The sequence below is a fragment of the Amphritea atlantica genome (assembly GCF_900111095.1).
Taxonomy (GTDB): Bacteria; Pseudomonadota; Gammaproteobacteria; order Pseudomonadales; family Balneatricaceae; genus Amphritea; species Amphritea atlantica.
Window position 1 is genome coordinate 47,884 of sequence record NZ_FOGB01000008.1, and the last position, 18,452, is coordinate 66,335.

At 51.9% G+C, this 18,452-nt stretch carries 13 protein-coding genes; 2 read left to right on the top strand and 11 right to left on the bottom strand.

Going from position 1 to position 18,452, the window contains the following annotated elements; genetic code table 11:
- Positions 1-162: 162 nt before the first annotated feature.
- From BMY09_RS13735 to BMY09_RS13745, 3 genes are all read right to left on the bottom strand, one after another.
- Positions 163-918: an SDR family NAD(P)-dependent oxidoreductase gene (locus BMY09_RS13735; protein ID WP_091359330.1), complete on the bottom strand. Its 756-nt coding sequence runs from the start codon at positions 916-918 to the stop codon at positions 163-165.
- 102 nt (positions 919-1,020) lie between these two features.
- Positions 1,021-1,851, bottom strand: coding sequence for a helix-turn-helix transcriptional regulator (locus BMY09_RS13740; RefSeq protein WP_091359333.1), 831 nt, complete (start codon positions 1,849-1,851; stop codon positions 1,021-1,023).
- 72 nt (positions 1,852-1,923) lie between these two features.
- Entirely contained in the window at positions 1,924-3,432 is a 1,509-nt protein-coding gene (locus tag BMY09_RS13745; protein WP_091359334.1) for an aldehyde dehydrogenase family protein, read from the bottom strand.
- 301 nt (positions 3,433-3,733) lie between these two features.
- On the opposite strand from BMY09_RS13745, the gene BMY09_RS13750 reads away from it, so the two are divergent.
- Positions 3,734-6,112, top strand: a complete 2,379-nt coding sequence (locus tag BMY09_RS13750) for an aminotransferase class III-fold pyridoxal phosphate-dependent enzyme (protein WP_091359337.1) — start codon at positions 3,734-3,736, stop codon at positions 6,110-6,112.
- Between the two features lie 464 nt (positions 6,113-6,576).
- Here the strand turns inward: BMY09_RS13750 and BMY09_RS13755 are convergent, their stop codons facing one another.
- Positions 6,577-6,834 carry an HlyU family transcriptional regulator gene (locus BMY09_RS13755; protein ID WP_091359340.1) on the bottom strand — a complete coding sequence of 86 codons (258 nt, stop codon included), beginning with the start codon at positions 6,832-6,834 and terminating at the stop codon, positions 6,577-6,579.
- Between the two features lie 246 nt (positions 6,835-7,080).
- Entirely contained in the window at positions 7,081-9,987 is a 2,907-nt protein-coding gene (gene gcvP / locus BMY09_RS13760; protein ID WP_091359343.1) for an aminomethyl-transferring glycine dehydrogenase, read from the bottom strand.
- Between the two features lie 337 nt (positions 9,988-10,324).
- On the opposite strand from gcvP, the gene BMY09_RS13765 reads away from it, so the two are divergent.
- Positions 10,325-12,358: a TonB-dependent copper receptor gene (locus tag BMY09_RS13765; protein ID WP_175483542.1), complete on the top strand. Its 2,034-nt coding sequence runs from the start codon at positions 10,325-10,327 to the stop codon at positions 12,356-12,358.
- A gap of 771 nt (positions 12,359-13,129) precedes the next feature.
- Here the strand turns inward: BMY09_RS13765 and BMY09_RS22490 are convergent.
- The 6 genes from BMY09_RS22490 to BMY09_RS13795 form a co-directional block, all read right to left on the bottom strand.
- A complete protein-coding gene (locus BMY09_RS22490) occupies positions 13,130-13,996 on the bottom strand; it encodes an alpha/beta fold hydrolase (RefSeq protein ID WP_139203192.1) in 867 nt (288 codons plus the stop codon).
- 52 nt (positions 13,997-14,048) lie between these two features.
- Positions 14,049-15,932 carry an autotransporter outer membrane beta-barrel domain-containing protein gene (locus BMY09_RS13775; protein ID WP_091359353.1) on the bottom strand — a complete coding sequence of 628 codons (1,884 nt, stop codon included), beginning with the start codon at positions 15,930-15,932 and terminating at the stop codon, positions 14,049-14,051.
- Positions 15,933-16,204: 272 nt separating this feature from the next.
- A complete protein-coding gene (locus BMY09_RS13780; protein ID WP_091359356.1) occupies positions 16,205-17,323 on the bottom strand; it encodes a lipid A deacylase LpxR family protein in 1,119 nt (372 codons plus the stop codon).
- Positions 17,323-17,844: a disulfide bond formation protein B gene (locus tag BMY09_RS13785; protein ID WP_091359358.1), complete on the bottom strand. Its 522-nt coding sequence runs from the start codon at positions 17,842-17,844 to the stop codon at positions 17,323-17,325. The genes BMY09_RS13780 and BMY09_RS13785 overlap by 1 nt, the downstream gene beginning before the upstream one ends.
- A 24-nt stretch (positions 17,845-17,868) precedes the next feature.
- Positions 17,869-18,204 (bottom strand): YdbL family probable chaperone protein, encoded by a 336-nt coding sequence (locus BMY09_RS13790; RefSeq protein WP_091359361.1) that lies wholly within the window; start codon positions 18,202-18,204, stop codon positions 17,869-17,871.
- 11 nt (positions 18,205-18,215) lie between these two features.
- On the bottom strand, positions 18,216-18,416 hold the full coding sequence (locus BMY09_RS13795) for a YnbE family lipoprotein (protein ID WP_091359363.1): 201 nt from the start codon (positions 18,414-18,416) through the stop codon (positions 18,216-18,218).
- Between the last annotated feature and the right edge of the window lie 36 nt (positions 18,417-18,452).

An 18,452-nucleotide genomic window follows, 5' to 3' on the forward strand; every position in this document is an offset into this window, starting at 1 on the left:
CCGCTCACTACGAGCGGCCTTTTGCGTTTTAACTTCAATCAATATCAAACTTACGCCGTAGATTTTGATTACCTGGATGAGCGGTTACTTTGGTGTGAACGGCAACTGAGGGAGGAGACATGATGAGTTCACCTTTCATTGGCAAACATCGTGAACATATCCTTACTCCCTCATCAATCTCTCGAACGTATGATCGGCCATACCCGCCGACAGTCCACCATCGACGTTTATCGACTGGCCGGTCAGGTAACTGCAGTCAGGGGCCGCAAGAAAATGACAGAGTGCTGCGACTTCCTCAGGCTGACCAACCCTGGCCATGGGGCTTGTTCGCTCGGTCATCACCACTTCAGGATGGTCCGGGGTCAGCATCTCGGTCCACACCGAGGCCGGGCAGATTGCATTGACCCGGATCTTTCGCGGTACCAGTTCCATCGCTGCGACCCGGGTCAGGCTGCACACGGCTGACTTGGTTGCGGAGTATTGACCGTAACCGGGATAGCCAACTTTTGATACGTCTGACGACGTATTGATAATGGACCCGCCATCGTTCATGTGCAGCGGTGCAAAGCGCAAGCCGTTGTAGACCGCTTTGACATTGATCTCCAGGATACGTTGAAACTCATCGGCACTTTGCTCGGCAATGGTCGGTCCGGAATTTTCAATGCCTGCATTGTTCATAACAATGTCGAGCTTGCCCATGCGCGCTTCCGCTTCCTCAAAACAGGCTCGTAACTGATCTTCATCGGTGACGTCTGCCTGTATAAAGATGCCGTTCATTTCGTCTGCGAGACTTGCCCCATCTCGGCGACCAACGATCGCCACCCTGGCACCGGCAGCGGCAAAACGTCTTGCGCTTGCCAATCCGATACCTGAAGTACCACCTGTAATCAGTGCATTTAATCCTTTAAGCGAAAACATTCATATCTCCAAAATTGTGGTGCCGATAATGTGGGGCCGATGATATATCCAGCCTTTTCCTGACGCTCTGTTGTTGAAACGACATAAACAAGCATCGGGTTATCAGAAAAAACCTTCTAGCGGATCGCCCCCCTCGTATTGTTCAAACCGCATCAAAGCACCCATGAACAGATTATGCAGATCAACCTGAGAGCCGATATCAAGCTTTCGGTAGCTGTTGCGCAAGTGAACCCGCACGGTTCCCGGTGAGATAAATAATTTGTCGGCAATGGAGGCCGGGGAATATCCCTGTAATACCATACGGATAACGGCACACTCCCGCTCCGTCAGTTTTGATGAGCCGAAATTGGCCAACGCCTGATCTAACTGACGATTGAGGGGTTTCGACAGCTGGTCGCCCCAGTGTTGCTGACATAACATATCGATGAGGGGGGTCAGTGTTTCAAGCAGTTGCCGTTCTGAGCGGCTTAAGCGGGCCGTACTACCTACGCCGTGACCAATACTCAGATGCAGAAACTGTCCCCCTGGGAAGATGATCAGGTATCCACACTCATCTTCGAGTCCGATCTTAACCAGATACTGCTTGTAAAACTCGCTCTGACGAAACCCGTCGGGGACCAGTTCACCGTAGGTGAAGAACTGGCTTTGTTTCAGTTCGACACTCGCGCGGTAAAATGGGTCCAGCAGGTAGGCTCCCGCAAGATACATATCAATTGACTGACAACCAATCTGCTCAGTTTTCTCGGAAACCAGAAACTCAGGCTTATCCTCGAATAGAATCAGTGTTATCTCATCGGCAGGAATAAATTGCTTGATAACCTCGATCAGTAACTGAGGAAAATCATCATTACCGATCTGCGGAACGAGCTGAGTCAGACTGTTGGACAACCGGCCGATCATCGTCAAAGCTGTCGGGTGTATTGTTCTGCTCATCAGTACCTCACTTGTCTGTCCTGCCACTATTCGTTGCAGGACATACAAGTTTCCCCGGCAACGAATAACGAATTATAACTGCATGATCACCGTTTTTACCTGTAGGAAGTGCTCCAGTTGCTCAGGCCCCAGATCACGGCCGATACCCGACTGCTTGTAACCACCAAACGGCAGAGAAGAATCCATCGCATCATGGGTGTTAACAAAGACCGTACCGGCCTCCATTTTCTTAACCATTCGATGTGCCCGGCTGACATCCTGAGTAAACACGGAAGCGGTCAGGCCATAATCAGAATCGTTCGCTAAGCGTACGGCTTCCTCTTCTGTATCAAAAGGAATTACGGCAAGCACCGGGCCGAAAATCTCTTCGCGTACAATTTTCATTGAGTTATTACAGTCCGCAAAGACGGTCGCCTGCATGTAGTACCCCGGGCGATCTGCCTGCTCACCGCCACATACGAGTCGCGCGCCTTCGGCTTTACCCGATTCGATATAGTTGAGTATCTTATCCAGCTGACCACGGCTAATCTGTGGCCCCTGGGTAATGCTGGTATCAAGCGGGTCGCCAATCACCATGTCGTTGGCGGCTTTTGCCACCGCCTCAACAGCCTGGTCATATAAGCCACGCTGAACGTACAGGCGCGATCCTGCGGAACAGGTCTGACCCGAGTTGAAGAAGACGGATTGCAGTGTCCCGGTGACGATATCCTCCAGTTTGGCATCATCAAAGGCCACCATCGCGGACTTACCCCCTAGCTCCAGCGTTGCAGGATTCATGTTTTCCAACGCTGCTTTCCCCACCAGCTTACCAACCGGAGTTGATCCGGTGAAGGAAACTTTACTGATCCACGGATGACCTGCCAGTGGGCTGCCAATGCCAACACCTGTACCTATAACGATATTAACCACACCATCCGGTAACCCCGCTTCCTGCCAGATCTTCATCAGATAGATCATGCTCATCGGAGTGATCTCAGCGGGTTTCAGCACAATCGTACAACCTACCGTCAGCGGCGCACACATTTTCCAGATCGCCATATTCAGCGGCCAGTTCCATGGCACAATAGCTCCAACGACACCAATCGGTTCTTTCAGGGTAAAACCAAAGGTTTCGCCAGGACAGGAGACATTGCGGGTATGACCTTCAATCTTTGTCGCCCATCCGGCCATGTAACGCAGAAAGTCTATCGACCCGGCGATATCCACTTCTTTACAACCACTGATCGCTTTTCCTGCGTCAATCGCTTCCAGCTCTGCCAGCGTCTGTGCATGAGCCTCCATCGCATCAGCCATGCGGAACAACAGCGCCTGACGTTCATTCGGTTTCATCTCTGCCCATGGTCCGCTACGGAATGCGCGATTAGCTGCTGCGACGGCCCGGTCCAGATCGCCCAGAGTTGCTTTAGGCACCGTCAGCAAGTGTTCACCGTTGGAAGGGTCTTCAATATTCAGCGTTGTGCCATCCTCGCTATCGACGAACTGACCGTCAATAAACATCTTCTGGTGGCCCGCTTCAATAAAGGCTCGGGTCTGTGGCGTGACATTGTATTTTTCCAGCATCGCTTCAATCGTCGCATTCATAACGGATCTCGTATTGTTTTTGTGGAAACCAAACAAAGGGTGTCTGTTAAACCAACGGCCAGACTAGCGGCTCGCCGAGAAACACAACCTTCCATACACTGCTGAAAGTCTGAATCTCTCTGAGTCAAAGAGGTATACCCTTTGCAGGGTATTTTTCCGGGTTCGCCCTCTGTGAATTACGTCACAGAGGTTATTCTCTTCCTTTCTCTCTCATCTCAGAATAGTCTCACCGGTCTGAGACGGACCAGGCAAACAGCTAATATCTATTCTTGCTAATACCTATTCTTGAAAGGATAACAACATGACGAATCATTCATCTCTGGCTAACCGCAATCCGCCTCAGTTTGAATTGTCCCAGATTAAATCTCTGGTCCGGGAACTGTATGACCTGGAAGGGAACTTCACGGCACTGAACAGCGAACGGGATCTGGCCTGGCTGGTTCGTAATGAAGAGGGGCCGCAGGGGGTTATCAAAATTTCCAACGCTCAGGAGCCTGAAGGCATCGTTGACCTTCAGATCAAAGCGGTCGAGCATATCCTTGAGCAAGACCCTGCACTGGTCGTTCCTCCTGTTATTGCAACCCGCCAGGGTAAGGCATACGAGTGGATAACCTCTGACCTGAGTGGCGATCGCCATATGATCCGCCTGATGGCGTTTATGGATGGACGTGTTGTGGAAGACACACCGGAAGCCTATTGCGATGAGTATTACTATAACATCGGTGTCACCATGGGACGGATTAACGCCACGCTTCAAAGTTTTTACCACCCCTATGCGGGCAGTAATAAGCATCTGTGGGATCTGGGACATTGTCTGCAATTACGCGAAATGCTTCCCGGTCTGCCAGAGGGTGAACTGCGCGATCTGCTGACCTCCACCCTGGATAAAGCTGAGCAGCACACGCTGCCTGCGCTGAAGAAAACCCGCTGCCAACTGGTCCATCAGGACGCTAACGACGCCAATGTGATGGTCAGTCATGACGATCCAACCCAGATCGCTGCGATTCTGGATTTTGGGGACGTCGCCTTTAACAGCATTCTGGCAGAGATCGTCACCATCTCGGAGACGTACGCCGAAGGCGAGGAAGATCCTATCCGCCCCTTGCTGCAGGTTGCCCAGGGATATGACAGCGCCTATCCACTCACCGGGCAGGAGGTCGATCTATTGTTTGATGTCATGCGTCTGCGACTGGCGATGGCCTCCCTCATCATCAACTTCCGCAAACTCAACGACCCGGAGGCTGGCACGCACCTGGAAGACCGCTTCTTTACCAAGATGCTCTTCAAACTCAACGAAATGGGGCAAGAGACTGTCACCCGTCGACTGCGTGATGCCCTGCGTTTTCCTGTTTACAGCCCGATTGAAAATGATGGCCGTCAGTTTTCAGATCATCAGGACGAACTGGTCCGGCACCGGGAACAGCATCTGGGCAAAATCTGGCACTTTTATGATCAGCCGCTGAACATCACCCGGGCTCAGGGCGGCTGGATGTACAGTGCTGATGGCACCGCCTACCTGGATGCTTACAATAACGTCCCTCAAATGGGCCATTGTCATCCCCATATCACCAAAGCGATCGCCCGTCAGGCCGAGGCTTTGAACACTAATACACGCTATATGTGTGATATTGTCGCCGACTATGCGGCACGACTGACCAAAGATCTGCCCGACCATCTGAACACCTGCATTTTTGTCAATTCCGGCAGTGAAGCCAACGACCTTGCCGTACAGATCGCACAGTCACTCAGCGGTCACAAAGGCGGATTAGTGCTCGATAACGCCTATCATGGCTGTACTGAGCTGACGACAAAATATTCGCCGGAATCCTGGCAGCACCTGCCCGAAGCTCTGCATCCGACACAGATCGAGCGCCTGATCGAGCCAGATATGTACAATGGCCCATACGCTGATCATCCTGAAGCCGCTGAGCTTTACTCGGCCGATGCTGACCGCGCCATCGACGCGCTGGCCAGCCGTGGATTTAAGCCCGCGACGCTGATGCTCGATACCGCCATGTGCGCCCATGGAGTGATCACGCCCCCCGACAGTTACTTTGACCGCGTGGCGGATAAAACCCGCGCTGCCGGTGGCTATGTTATCGCCGATGAGGTGCAGGCAGGCCTCGGACGGATGGGCACATTCTGGGGATTCATGGGCGCCGGGCTCAACCCGGAAAAAGTAGATTTCATTACCATGGGCAAGCCCGTCGCTAACGGTCACCCGCTAGGTGTGGTGATTCTCTCCAGCGAGATGATGAAACAGTTTATTGGCGGCACCCACCCACTGCTGTTCAGTACATTTGGAGGCAATACCGTTGCCTGTGCTGCAGGCATGGCAGTGCTTGATGTGATCGAACGTGAACAACTGGTACAGAAATCCAACGACGTGGGGGATCAGCTACGTGCAGGGCTCCGCGAGTTGGCTGAGAAACACTCGCTTATCGGCGATGTCCGTGGGCGCGGTATGTTGGTTGGTCTTGAGCTGGTGACCTGCCGGCAAAAGCGTACTCCGGCAGCAGAAGAGACTGAGCAGTTGATTAAGGAGATGATTAAACGCAACGTTATGATCGGCAAATCCCTACCCGGCACCCTCAAAATTCGCCCTTCACTGGTCTGGGGTAAAGAGGAGGTAGATTTCTTTATCAACGCGATGGACGAGAGTCTGAAGATGCTTGGTTGAATGAGCGACAAGGTATCTTTATATAGGTAAGAACACCGCCTGTAACTAAATAGCCTGGCCAGATTCGCCGGGCTTTTTTTCGCCTATTGCCAATGATTAGAACGCCTGTGATTAAGCACTTCAGCTTGCCAGATAATTCACCCTCTGAATGACTTAAACCCATCGCTCTTATGCAACAAACCAATGGATCCATTGCAGTTGTTGCAGGCGGAAATCAATCATAAAGCCCAGCGGGATCAGGCTGTCATTCCTGATATAAGCTTGTTGCGATGTTGCTGGAGCGGCTCTTTGCTTAACTTCTGGTTTCAGCTCTTGCTAAAAAGGGGCGGAGTACCGATGCTGCTGACAATTGGTGAGAACTTTTTGGTGGTGACTGTAACGCAGCGGCCAGGAAACTTTACAAAGCGCTATCAACTGCTTCACTTAGTTAAAGGACCTTACACTATGAAGGCCCTTTTCTGTTATCAGGTCAGAGGGTTCAGGTTTTTCTGATCAATAAAGTTTTTTGCGTACTGTTGCCAGTGTTTGACACTCAGGCTCCGGTCCGCAACCTGGTCAACCAGGGTAAAGCTTTTCTGGTGATTTTTTCTGGCGATCACACCACTGATCCGGAACACTCCGCCATTTTCCTCAGGTGTGGCCAGGATGGTATAGCCTTTATAACGGATTGCCCCCTCAGGCAGGGGCGTAAACAGTGATTTCAGCGCTGATAGCAGGGACATGGTTCTCTCCTCTTTTTTTTATTTCATGTATAGAGCAGGCGAAGCCCAAGAGGAAGCGTTGAGATACCAAAGTATGTTTAAGGGTGTATGAAAAAGGTACTAAGGTTGGACAAGAGATAGCGGTTTGAGAGGAGATCAGACGTGTAATCAGCCTCGCAACGTGCTCTGCTGCTGATCTTCAGGGTGTCACAAAAAAGGCCGCTCACGGGGCGGCCTTTTGCGTTTTAACGTAAAGCAATATCAAACTTACTCTTGCGAATAGCTCTCAATCGATGGGCAGGCGCAGAACAGGTTGCGGTCGCCATAGACGTTGTCGATGCGGTTAACCGTTGGCCAGAACTTGTTGGCTTTAACGGACGCCAGCGGGAAGGCTCCCAGAACCGGAGAGTAGGGGCGATCCCAGTTAGGATCGATCAGGTCTTCCAGTGTGTGAGGTGCGCCTTTCAGCGGGTTCTTTTCAGCATCAAGAATGCCGGCTTCAACATCGGCTATCTCCTGACGAATGGCGGCCATCGCTTCGATGAAACGGTCCAGTTCGCACAGCGGCTCGGACTCGGTCGGCTCGATCATCAGCGTGCCGGCCACCGGGAAGGACATGGTCGGTGCATGGAAACCGTAATCCATCAGGCGCTTGGCAACATCCTCTTCAGAGATACCGGTGCGCTCTTTCAGCGGGCGCAGGTCGATGATGCATTCGTGGGCGACTTTGTCGTTACGGCCTGTGTAGAGCACCGGGTAGTGTTCACCCAGCTTCTTCGCCATGTAGTTGGCATTGAGAATGGCAACTTCAGTCGCTTTACGCAGACCCGGCTGACCCATCAGGGCGATATACACCCAGGTGATCGGCAGGATGCTGGCGCTGCCCCAGGGGGCTGCTGATACGGCACCGTTGTCCGCGTTCGGACCATCAATTTTCTGTACCGGGTGGTTAGCCACGAACGGTGCCAGGTGCGCTTTGATACCGATAGGGCCCATACCCGGGCCGCCGCCACCGTGAGGGATACAGAAGGTTTTGTGCAGGTTAAGGTGGGACACGTCCGCGCCAATTTCGCCCGGCTGGCTGATCGCCACCTGTGCGTTCATATTGGCACCATCCATATACACCTGCCCGCCGTGCTGGTGGATGATCCCGCAGATCTCGCGGATGCTCTCTTCGTATACACCGTGGGTGGAGGGATAGGTGATCATCAGGCAGGCGAGATTGTCGGCGTGCAGTTCCGCTTTGGCCCGCATGTCCGCCATATCGACGTTGCCTTGGTCATCACAGCCGACGATAACTACTTTCATATCTGCCAGCGCTGCGGAGGCGGGGTTAGTCCCGTGCGCCGAGCTTGGGATCAGACAGATATTGCGGTGATCATCGCCGTTGGCCTGATGGAATTTACGGATCGCCAGCAGACCCGCGTATTCGCCCTGTGCGCCGGAGTTCGGCTGCATGCAGATGGCATCGAAACCGGTGATGGCGATCAGCATCTGTTCCAGTGAGTTGATCATCTCGCTGTAGCCAGCGGCCTGATCAATCGGTGCAAACGGGTGCAGGTTGGCAAATTCAGGCCAGCTGACCGGAATCATCTCGGCGGTGGCGTTCAGCTTCATGGTGCAGGAACCCAGTGCGATCATCGCGTGGGTCAGCGAAATATCTTTGTTTTCCAGCCGCTTGAGGTAGCGCAGCATCTCGGTTTCACTGTGATGGGTGTTGAATACCGGATGGGTCAGAATCGCAGAGGTGCGCACCAGTTCAGCCGGGATGGATGCTGAGCCGTTGGTGACCAACTGGGTATCAATCGCGTCAATATCCAGACCGTGATCAGCCCCCAGAATCGCCTGCCACAGATCGAGAATATCCTGACGCTCGGTTTTTTCGTCGCAGGTGATACCCAACTGATCGCTGCCCACTTTACGCAGGTTGATCCCCAGTGCCAGCGCGGCTTCATAGGCGTTGTCACGTTGTTCTCCCAGATCCAGAGTGAGGGTGTCGAACCAGTGGCTGTTAACCAGTTGAACCCCTTTAGCCTGCAGACCCGCGGCGAGAATATCAGCCATCCGGTGGATGCGGCCAGCGATCGTCTTCAGACCCTCAGGACCATGATAGGTGGCGTAGAAACCTGCCATATTGGCCAGCAGCACCTGTGCAGTACAGATGTTAGAGGTGGCTTTCTCGCGGCGGATATGTTGCTCACGGGTCTGCATCGCCATCCGCAGTGCCTGATTACCGCGGCTATCGACAGACACGCCGATAATACGGCCAGGCACCGAACGCTTGTATTCATCGCGGGTGGCAAAGTAGGCCGCGTGTGGGCCACCAAAACCCATCGGCACACCAAAGCGCTGAGCGGAACCAAACACAACATCGGCCCCCAGCTCGCCTGGTGACTTGAGCATTACCAGACTCATGATATCGGCTGCGGCACAGAACAGCGCTTTTTTGGCGTGGGTCTTTTCAATCAGTTCAGACAGATCTTTCACATGGCCGTAGGTGCCCGGGTATTGAGCGATCACGCCGAACGGTTCGTGCTGCTCGATCAGGCTGTCCAGATCGCCAACGATCACATCATAGCCCAGTGGTTCGGCACGGGTCTGGATCACGCTGATGTTTTGCGGGTGCAGGTTTTCATCCACCAGGAAGGTGTTGGCTTTGCGCGCCTTGGACATCCGTTTACACAGGGTCATCGCTTCGGCTGCGGCGGTGGCTTCATCCAGCAGGGAGGCATTGGCCAGATCCAGACCAGTGAGATCAAGCACCATCTGCTGATAGTTCAGCAGGGCTTCGAGACGTCCCTGAGCGACTTCAGGCTGATAGGGCGTATAGGCGGTGTACCAGCCGGGGTTTTCCAGAACATTACGCAGGATAACATTGGGCACGATGGTATCGGTGTAACCCATACCGATCATGGAGCGGTTGATCACATTTTTCGAGGCGATCTGCTTCAGTTCCGCCAGCACATCATCCTCAGTACGGCAGGTGTCCAGGTTGATTGGTTGTTTTAGCTGGATGCTGCCGGGGACGGTCTGCTCGATCAACTGATCCAGGGATTCCAGCCCCAGTTCGGCCAGCATAGACAGCTGTTCTTCGGTGTTGGGGCCGATATGACGACCGATAAATGCATCAGTCTGTTCCAGCTGTGCCAGGGATTGGATGTTATCTGCGCTCATGGTGTGTGTCCTGCGAAGATCAAAATTGAAAGTGGGTAAGTAAAATACAAAACGTGCACGGAGGCTTACTGGCTAAGTGTTAGTTGGCTTAACCGCCCCTCTGATTTTGGTGGCGTATGATACAGCTTTTTGTGGCGTTGATGTATTAAAAAATAGTCGATATTCCATTATTGGAAACAGATGTGCTTATAGTGTCGGGTCTGTTTCCACTATAGACCCTGATATCAGTGCGGCAATATGTCACAGCACCATGCGGCATCCTGTCACACCCCAGCAGCAGCACGTGAATTTACAATAGCGGTTAATGCTTATATCTGTCTCTGCTAAGGAACGCTGTATGATCAAGACAACCCTTTCGCTGGCGGTCGCCGCCGCTATTTCCGCTCCGGCATTCGCCGGCCATGATGATAAACCGCTGGTGATCGAGATAACCTCGGGGCTACCTCAGGTGGAAAATACTGTGCAGAGTGAAACCGCAGCGGTGCAGGCATCCCCGACGACGGATGGCGGTGAACTGTTACAAAGCCTGAGCGGTGTCTCCGGTATCCGTATGGGTGGCCGGTCGATTGACCCGGTGATCCGGGGGCAGAGCCAGACCCAACTGAATATTCTGCTGGATGGCGCCTATGTTCATGGTGGCTGTCCCAACCGGATGGACCCCCCGACCTCATATAGTAATGTTGATAGCTATGACAGTGTTACCGTAATCAAGGGCAATCGTACTGTTGTCTATGGCGGAGGCGGTTCCGGCGGAACGGTACTGTTTGAGCGGGACTGGCCGCAGTTTGATGACAAGGGCTATAGCGGTGAACTCAGTGCCAGCTATCAGGGCAACAGTGACCGCTATGAACTGGGAGCGGATGTTGCGGCAGGGTCTGATCAGGGCTATATCCGTGTTATCGGTCATAAAACCGAAGCCGATAACTATGAAGACGGTGACGGTAATGAGGTTCGTTCATCCTTTGAAAGCCTGTCTAAATCACTGTTGGTGGGGTATAGGCTGACGGATCTGACCACTATTGAAGCCAGTTATGAGAAACAGGAAGAGGATGATGTGCTGTTTGCTGGTGCGGGGATGGACTCGCCCTATGCAGATGCCGACACCTCCCGTCTGAAACTGACCCATGAGTTTGAGCAGGGAGCGTTGCAACAGATGCAACTGGAACTCTATCAGTCTGATGTGAAGCACAACATGGATAACTACAGTCTGCGTCCGTCGGGAATGATGAAGATGCAGGCACCATCGACCTCGGACACCGAGGGGCTGCGGCTGATATTTGATGCCCGGGCCGCTGATATCGACTGGACCTTTGGGGCGGATATACAGAATAACGAACGTAATGCAGAGTTGCAGAATGCCGCCGGAGTTGTGCAGCGGATTATGTGGCCGGGTGCAGAGATTAAGCAGACCGGTGTGTTTGCTGAGGGTGAAAAAGCGCTGGGTGCCGATGATATTGTCAAAGGCGGGCTGCGTTACGATCTGATTAAAGCGGAAGCCACCCGCAGAGATGAGACTGCGGGTATGCCGGTCTTAAGTTCAGCTGATATCTGGCAACTAGCCGGAGCACCGGCCGATGCAGGAGAGCAACGGACCGAGCATAATGTAGGCGGTTTTGCCAGCTGGACTCACCGTCTGAATGATCAGTACACAGTTGAAAGTACGTTGTCACGCAGCGTGCGTACTGCCGATGCCACCGAACGCTATATGGCGCGTTATACCATGACCGGTGACTGGATCGGGAATCCGGAACTGGACCCCGAGAAGCATCATCAGCTGGAAGTCAGCCTGCAGGGTAATCTGGAATCTGTGAGCTGGTCGGCAACGGGCTGGTATAACCGCGTTAACGATTACATTCTGCGCGAAACAGTGACTGCTGGGATGAAAAACCGTGATCTCTATCGCAATGTTGAGGCGGAACTCTACGGCGCTGAACTGGAAGCGGCATACCCTCTGAATGCCAACTGGCAGTTGGGCAGTTCGCTGGCCTGGACAGTGGGTAATAACCTGGATGATGACACTCCCTTGTCACGTATCGCGCCGCTGGAGCTGAATACCTCCCTCGATTATCAGAAGGGTCCGCTACAAATGGGGGCCGAGTGGCAACTGGTTGCCAGTCAGAAAGATATCTGTCTCAGTGGCGCTGCGAACTGCGGTGGGCAGGATGTGCGCAAAACGCCAGGCTATGGCGTTGTTAATATGCATGCGCAGTATGAGTTTGAGAGTGGTTTAAGACTGTTGGCCGGAGTTGATAACCTGATGGATAAGGCTTACACCGTGCATGAGAGCCGGGGAGATGTGACCACTGGTACCAGTTATCAGGTGACAGAACCGGGCCGCAGCGCCTGGATTCGGGTGACACAGTCGTTCTGATTGTTTTGGATTTTCCCTTTAGTTTTGCCGGGTCCTTTGACCCGGCTTTTTTATATCTTTGTTTTGGTAAGAGCGTTTCACCACAGAGGACACAGAGATCTACAGAGAGGAGCTTTGGTTAAAGTGGTTTCCTTGGTGTGCTTAGCATGTCCTTTGGGTACTGTGTTTCTGGTGGAGAAGTATTTTATAAGAGTTGCTTCTCCTCGGTGTTCTCTGTGTTCTCGGTGGTGAAAAATCTTTTAGAGTGATTGGTTTTACCTTAGTACCCAAAGGGCATGCTAAGGACATAGAGGTTTAGAGAGAAGGGCTTTTGGTAAGAGCGTTTCACCACAGAGGGCACAGAGGTCCACAGAGAAGAGCTTTTGGTAAGAGCGTTTTACCATAGAAGGCACAGAGGTCCACAGAGAAGAGCTTTTGGTAAGAGCGTTTTATCACAGAGGACACAGAGATCCACAGAGAGGAGCTTTGATTAAAGTGGTTTCCTTGGTGTGCTTAGCATGTCCTTTGGGTACTGTGTTTCTGGTGGCGAAGTATTTTATAAGAGTTGCTTCTCCTCGGTGTTCTCTGTGTTCTCGGTGGTGAAAAATCTTTTAGAGTGGTTGGTTTTACCTCAGTACCCAAAGGGCATGCTAAGGACACAGAGGGCACTGAGAAGAGCTTTGGTTTTAAGGCTTTTAAGTGGTTTCCAGATGTTCTGATAATGTCTGTTGGGTAGTGTGTTTTTGGTGGTTAGTGTTTGAAGGTGTCAGACGTATTAAGATCGGGGGGAGTTCAATCGCAGCCAAGGGTCTGCCTTTCACGGGTAATGAGTTTAAGCCAGTCTTGTGTCGAGAGTCCTTCCAACTGATGATTTACTCCGACCAGAGATATCCGTCGGGCTTCAGGGTAGCGGCTAAGGTATGCCATCTGATGTTGTGAGGTCACTTCGCTATCTTTATCGCCAATGATATGCAGTTGCTTCAGATTGTGTTGGCTGACCGGCAGTTGTGCCGGGTTGATAGAGTCGAACAGGGGTGAGTAACCATGACTGGATGTCCAGCTATCGGTATCCAGTGGTGCGGCAAGGGTAATCAGTTCGGTTACCTGAGGTGAGCGCTGGGCGATAATGGCTGCCAGCACACCGCCGCCGCTGTGGCCAACCAGAACTACCTGTTTGTCACCGGCTAACCGGGTTATGATCTCTTCAAGACTCTCAGCAACGCTTTCAGCGTAGCGTCCAAAGCTCCATAGATGGGGTGAGCAGTTGCGGCTGTTTTGCAGGCCAAAATAACAGGGCCGTCCCAGCCATACCGCATTGTCCAGGTCCTGGCGGGCTAGTTGTAACAGTGGGTTTTTAATTCCGGTGGGGTTGGCTGCAATGCGTGAGCCTTGTTTAATAAAGGGAATACCGTCACCTTCCAGATAAACCGTTAAGCAGTGCCGGTTAGAGGTGCTCTTTTCCGGTACAGCTAACCAGTGTTCGAACTGGGTGGAGCTGAGTTGTTGAAAGTGAAAGCCTGGAGGTGTATTCAGCGTCGGATCTGGTTTTACTGGTTGTTGCTGGCAGCCGCAAAGTATAAACGCAAACAGGGAGATACCTTGTAACAGTATCTCCCTGCGGTTGCACTTTGCTTTTAGTAGAGCAAATCGTTTCAGAATATCTCTCTGCTTATTTTAAAAGCTTATTTAAGAACTCATTTAAGAGCCTTTATCAAAACTCATAGCGGAACTGGGCAGCCAGACTGTGATTCTCGACATCGCTGTTATCCAGATAGGTGCTGTATCGCAGAGATAGTTTAGATGAATCTGACAGCATAACGGAAGTGCCCAACCCCAGGGTCATGTATTCCTGATCGAGTTCGCTGATATCCATATTGAGTACAGAGGAGCCGCCGACAAAGTTAACGGCAACACTGCGGGAGTCATCAGCGAACTCATGTACAAATGCCAGGCTGGCATTGAGTTCCACATCTTTCTGCTTTATCTGAAGGTATTTAACCAGCTCACCACCCAGAGTCAGACGAACCGATTCTGCCTGATCATCACCAACGGTCAGCGGCGTTACACCTGTTTCGGTATAACCATCGACATCAATTTTTTCGTAATTAGCGGCCAGTGAAGGTGTTAGCATCAGGCTATCTGAGGCGATAAAGTTATAACCGCCTTTAACCATCAGGTGCTGAGTAGTTGAGTCGGTTTTCGCTTTCATGGTATTGCCGCCAAAGTTCCGGCTGATACCATGGTTTGTCCAGCTGTAGCCCACCAGTCCATCAATAAAGATGTTTTCAGTCGGATAGAAGGTACCATAGGCAAACAGTGAAGTCGCTTCGGTGTCTGTTTCACCCTGATTTCCATCCTGTTCGGTGTTGTTGTTGGTGTAGCCCAGAGCAACACCAGCAAGTAGTTCAGGTGTAAAGCGGTAGTCAAACCCGACCGTTAATCCGTTGGTGTCAAAGTCACTGCCGACAGAGTTGTTGCTGGCGTCGAAAGAACCCTTGTCCATCCGGCCTTCGATGAACAGGCCCCTGGCCAGTGCTGATGGCTGTCCTTCACCTGCTGCGGCTCCGTTAATATCAGTGATGCCCTGTTCTTCGAGAATCTCGCGGTAAGAGACCATCTGGCCATTTTGTTCTATTTTCAGTTTATCCAGATCAATCTGCACAACGGTACCAGAGCGGCGCGAATTTAATCGCTGGTTGATATTTTGCAGCTGGAAGATACCTGTCTGACGGTTATAGCTGATAATCCGTGGTAGTGTACGGGAAGAGAGTTGTAGCTGCTGCATTCCACCGTTACCCGGTTGCGACTGAATCACATTGGACAGACAGTTAAGAAATGCTGCGGAGAAGGATTGAGCATCGGTGCCGCCAGCGCGCAGCAGGTTCAGGTCTGCTACGCAGCCCTGGGCAGCGATAGCGAGGTTGGTGTAATCATCTGTAGTGGTATCATAAGAAGATTGAGGTGGAAAGATTACCCCAGCCGCAGTTGTAAAACCGCCGCTGCCGTCAGCGATATAGGTGTCTGTACCGTCTGTACCAATGGCTGCGTCATTATTGCCGGAACTCATAGGCTGGTTGAGAATACCAGTCAGTGTTGCCCCTTTATCCTGCAGAGCGGTCAGGATAGAGTTGTAGTCCAGATTACTATCATAGATATCCCGGTCTTCATCGGTTACCAGGATGATGGCCACCCGTGCCCCGGGATCAAACGTCAGATTATCAAGGGCATATTGGATTCCCGCATAACCATCTTCAGTGCCCCCGTTTACCACCAAACCTGATGTCGCGGAAGCAAAGTCGCTGGCGTTGCCAAACTGTCCACTACCAACGGTGAATGGCCGTGGTGCTATTGCACTGTTGCCATAGCCTACCAGACCGAAGCTGGAACTGAGTCCGACGATGTCCTGCAGGTCAGTTTCCAGTTGTGAGGTGAAGTCGGGTAGCCAGGCGTGTTCCCCCGACATTGAACCGGACTCATCGACGACGAAAACCAGATTGACGTCAGCGGCGTATGCCTGATGGGTTGATGCGATTGCGATTGCGATGGAGAGCAGGGAGGCGGACAGCGTTTTGCTGATCACTCGTTTGAGGCGCATAGGAGGATTCCTTTCCGTAATTGATCTACTGATTGTTGTGTTTTAGTTGATTGACGTTGTACCCAGAGCGATCTCTGACTGCCACAGATACTGAATGTCTGATGGGCGATAGGATATTAAGTTTGCCGTTTAAGTTAAAGCTTATGTTGTCCTGTCCATGATCCAGGACAATTTTTTAACTGGAACTTTTTCAGGACTGCCCAAAATGACCGTAATATGACCGCGTCATTGTCCTTGAACTTTACATCAAAAGCTTAACTTTGCCGCTCTGTTTAAAAGCTATAAGACGCTGAGATTGAACCGAAGCTGTGGGTTTCTTTCTGGGTATCAAACTCTTTGCTGCGGAATACCCGGGCGTATGAGATTTTCCAGTCCTCGACCAGCATGCTGGCACCGATACTGACGTCGCCGACCCAATTCTCTTTATCCACCGAGTGGCTGTGACTGAATGTGTTACCGTCCAGGAATATATCCCGTAAAACCCAACGACCATCTATCGCTATAAAGCCGTGCAGGCCAAAGTTCTGGTCACGGCTGTAACCGGAGGTGCTTTGGGTGCGGAGGTCATTGCTACCCGGGGCGCTATTGTCTCCTCCGGGGCGGAGTGAAGAGGTACCGAAGTCATCGGGAAGGAACCAGCCTAAACGAAACTCTGCACCAGCGTTGAGATAGGTGGCGACGTTGCCGAGACTGGCGCCACCATGCCAGATAATGTCGTATTCCAGTGCGCCTTTAATACGCTGAACGGGGGTGCGGTATTTTCGTTCATAGACCAGTTGCAGCCCCAGTTCATTGTTCAGCTGATTATCCCAGCCATCAAACTTTTCGATGCCGCGGACATCGTGCACCAGATCCTGAGCTTCTTTTGCCAGTGATGCCGGGCCGATAAGGCCGATATTCATAATGGCGGAATCCATCCGCTGTTTATGCTTCAGGTGGTAACCCATCCCCAGATAGAGCCAGCCGGCATAGGGGCGGTCATCGGGATCAACCGTGGTGCGTTTGTTGTCTTTTGGGGTAAACATCTGCTGCCCCAGGGTGACAACCAGGTTACGGACGATCTCATCCTGTTTCGGCGGGGTATCGTCAAACAGGCCCAGCGGTGCGGTGATATAACGGTTATAGCGTCGCGCCCACACTGGTAGTCGTTTATCATCCAGATAACTGGTCAGGTCCGGTGAGGTCCAGGAAAAACGGATGCCGTTGGTATACTGCTGATCGGTATCGGCAAACAGGTCGTTTTCCAGATAAAAGTTAAAGGTTCCGGGGTTGGACTCGCTGCCGAGCAACGCTTTTTTTTCACTGGCAAAGGGATCCGGCTGCGAGGGAGCCGCCATAAGCGGGGCCGACAGTGTCAGCCCGACGGTTAGTATTACGGCTGTGGTTTTCATTAGAAGAACAGGTTTCTCTGGGGTTTTTTAATCATGATCTTCCACACCACTACCAGCAGAATCAACAGGATAATCAGTGACAGGTGGGCCACGTTTAGCTGATAGAACTGCCAGTCAGGCACCGGGCAGATACCGGCATTGTCCAGTGTGGTCAGCAGGGCATTGAGACTGCCTTTTTCCAGCAGGACAGAGGTGCTCTGCTGACAACTTTCAGAGATATCGCTGGTGTCGGCAAACAGGCTGCGCACAATGGTCACCAGGCCGCCGGCAATCAGCAGCAGATGCAGTGTCGCCAGCAACCGCTGAAAGTAGACACTGCGGTTTATCAGAAAACCGAGCAGAAAAAATCCTGCCATCAGCAGCAGTATGATGCGTATTACCGAACACAGGGCGCAATTACTCTGATCTATCAACGGTTCGATGTAGATCTCTGTGACGGCCAGACTGGCAACGCAGATCAAAAAGCCTAAGAGATTGTTTGAACGATATGAGGGCTTACCTGAAACTTCGAAGGTGCTCACATTATTGTCCTGATCGTTTAAAGTTTATTTTTTAGACCACTGTCCGTCAGGGGTTTGAACATATTGTCCGGTCGGAGCCCGCTGGGTCAGACGCTGGCCAATACGCAACTCGATAATATTTATCTCCACACCTGCGTTGCGGGCGGTTTCTGCGTACGCTTCCCGACGTTTACTGTTGATTGTTTTAACCAGATTATCAACCTCAGGGGTGCTTTTTACGACGCCGAGATAGCCGTTAAGTTGTTCACCTACCAGTCCCTGATTTTTAGCATCATCCAGGCTGATCGCCCAGGCAGAGGGGGTGATCGCCAGGCTCAGCAGCAGGGTCGCGAATGTCAGTATATTTTTTATCTGCTTCATGGTGCTGCTCCTCAGAATAGTTCGCTGTTTTCTTCTAACAGGTTATCAATCTCTTTATCGACCTTAATCAGTATCTCGTGTTTGATCTTCACATTAAGATTAATAGTGATCGGTTCATTTGGAACAGCGACCTGTACGGTTGGTGTACAGGCAGCCAACATCAGCATCAAACTGCATAATGTCAGCGATTGTAGTGTTTTTGGCATATACATATGCTGTTCTCCGTCAATAGTAAAGCACGTTTATGA